At 71.0% G+C, this 2634-nt stretch carries 3 protein-coding genes; all 3 read left to right on the top strand.

The annotated features are described in order from the left end of the window. Positions 1-902, top strand: a 902-nt coding sequence (locus AX750_RS11415) for an amidohydrolase family protein (RefSeq protein WP_348626275.1), incomplete at its 5' end; no start/stop codon positions are given. An 84-nt stretch (positions 903-986) separates the two neighbouring features. Then, complete coding sequence (locus tag AX750_RS11420; RefSeq protein WP_066735588.1) at positions 987-1304, top strand: metalloregulator ArsR/SmtB family transcription factor; 318 nt, start codon at positions 987-989, stop codon at positions 1302-1304. A gap of 34 nt (positions 1305-1338) precedes the next feature. After that, positions 1339-2634, top strand: a 1296-nt coding sequence (locus tag AX750_RS11425; protein WP_067254262.1) for an NAD(P)-binding domain-containing protein, incomplete at its 3' end; no start/stop codon positions are given.

The raw sequence follows: 2634 nt of genomic DNA on the forward strand, positions 1-2634 counted from the left end.
TCCCAGATGTGGTGATGCGCGCCGTGATCGACGCGCATCACCACATCTGGGACCTCGCCAACGACCTGCCCTGGCTGAAGGCGGAGCGCATCCCCTTCCGCTATGGCGACTATTCGCCGATCTGCCGCAACTATCTCCCGGCCGACTACCGCGCCGACACGAAGGCTTGGCCCGTCACGGGCTCGGTCTATGTCGAGGCCGAGTGGGCGCGCGACAAGGCGGCGCTGGAAAGCCCCTGGGTCGCGGCGGTCGCGGCGCGCGAGGGCGTGCCCTCCGTCATCGTCGCCTGGTGCGATTTCGCGGCGCCGGAGGCCGGGGCCTTGCTCGCCTCCCATGCGGCCGTGCCGATCGTGCGCGGCGTCCGGCACAAGCCCGCGGCGGCCGGCAAGCCACAGGACGCCCGCCGCAACGCACCGGGCTCGATGGACGATCCGCGCTGGCGCGAGGGCTATGCCCTGCTGGCGCGACACGGCCTGTCCTACGATCTGCAGACCCCCTGGTGGCATCTCGATGCCGCAGCCGATCTGGCACGAGATTTCCCCGCGACGCAGATCATCGTCAATCACACCGGCCTGCCGGCCGACCGCAGCCCGGAGGCGCTCGCTTCCTGGCGCCGCGCGCTGGAGCAGGCGGCTGCGCAGCCCAATATCGCCCTCAAGATCTCCGGCATCGGCCTGCCGGGGCGGCCCTGGACCGTCGAGGCCAACGGGCCGGTGATCCGCGACGCGATCGCGATCTTCGGGCTGGACAGGGCGATGTTCGCCAGTAATTTCCCGGTCGACGGGCTCGTGGGGGATTTCGACACGATCTTCACCGGCTTCCTCACCGCGACGGCGGCGATGAGCGAAAGCGAGCGCGACCGCCTGTTCCATGACAATGCGCGTCGGATCTACCGGTTCTGACGGGCGCACCCGCCGCAGCGCTTCATTTCGATAAAACCGGAAATATCGATTGACGACCTTTGCGGTGTCGATCATGCTCGCGGCATGGACACGATCATCGCAGCGTCGCGCCTGGAGGCGTTGGGCAATCCGACCCGGCTTTCGCTCTACCGCGCCCTCGTCCGCGCCGGTCATGGCGGGTTGTCGGTGGGGGATTGCCAGAGCCGGCTGGGCATCGCGCAGTCGACCCTCTCCTTTCATCTGAAGGCGCTGATCGTCGCCGGGCTGGTGACGCAGGAGCGGCAGGGCCGCACCCTCGTCTGCCGCGCGAATTTCGAGGTGATGAACGGGCTCGTCGACTTCCTCGTGGCAGAGTGTTGCCGCGACGAGTGCTGCGAGACGTCGGGTGCCAGCGCCGCCTGACGGCGCCGGCAATCAGGGGACAGGGAGAACAGTCATGAGCCAGACGATCGCCATCATCGGTGCGGGACCGGTGGGCCTCGCGGCCGCCGCACATGTGATCGAGCGCGGGCTCGATCCGGTCGTGCTGGAGAAGGGGCCTGCGGTCGGTCATGCCGTCCGGCAGTGGTCGCATGTGCCGATGTTTTCGCCCTGGGCCTTCAATGTCGATGCGGCGGCCGAGCGGCTGCTGAAGGCCGCGGGTTGGACGCGCCCGGACGGCGACAGCTATCCGACCGGCGGCGATCTCGTCGCGCGCTACCTCGCTCCGCTGGCGGCGATCACTGCGATGCGCGAGCGCATCCGGCTGAGCACCGAGGTCGTGGCCGTCTCGCGCCGCGGCTTCGACAAGGTCCGCACCGCCGGGCGCGAAACAGCGCCCTTCGCGCTGCGCTGCCGCACCGGCGGCGAGGAGACGACGCTCTTCGCGGACGCCGTGATCGACACCTCCGGCACCTGGTTTTCGCCCAACCCCGCCGGCTCGGGCGGGCTTCCCGCGATTGGCGAGGCGCAGAACGCCGGGCGGATCCGCTATGGCATGCCGGATGTGCTCGGCGCCGACCGCGCGCGCTATGCCGGCCGCAGGGTCGCCGTGCTCGGCGGCGGGCACAGCGCCATCGGCACGCTGACCGCGCTCGCCGCCCTGCCCGACGCCCCGGTTCCGACGGCTATCACCTGGCTCTATCGCGGCGCGGATGTCGCCAAGGCCTATGGCGGTGGCGCCGCCGACCAACTCTCGGCGCGCGGCGAACTCGGCCTGCGCCTCGCGCAGCTCGTCGAGAGCGGGCGCCTCGCCGTCGAAACCGGCTACCGGCTCGAGCGGATCGAGAGCGATGCAGCCGGGCTGAGGCTGATCGCCGATGACGGTCGCACGGTCCTGGTCGACGAGCTGATCGTCGCCACCGGCTTCCGCCCGGACCTCGGCCCGCTCCGGGAATTGCGGGTCGCGCTCGACCCGGCGCTGGAATGCCCGCCAGTGCTGGCGCCGCTGATCGACCCGAACGAACATTCCTGCGGCACGGTGCGCCCGCATGGCGCGGCCGAGCTCGCCCATCCCGAGCCCGGCTTCTACATCGCCGGGATGAAGGCCTATGGCCGGGCCCCGACCTTCCTGCTCGCGACCGGCCATGAGCAGGTCCGCTCCATCGTCGCCGCGCTCGCGGGCGACCATGAGGCGGCAAGGCGGGTCGACCTCGTGCTGCCGGAGACAGGCGTCTGCAGCGCCACGCCGGGCGGCAAGGCGGGCGGCGGCAGCGCGGCTGCGTCGGGCTGCTGCGGCGGGCCGGCTCCCGCC

The organism is Methylobacterium sp. CCH7-A2 (genome assembly GCF_001557075.1).
In the GTDB taxonomy this organism is placed as follows: domain Bacteria; phylum Pseudomonadota; class Alphaproteobacteria; order Rhizobiales; family Beijerinckiaceae; genus Allobosea; species Allobosea massiliensis.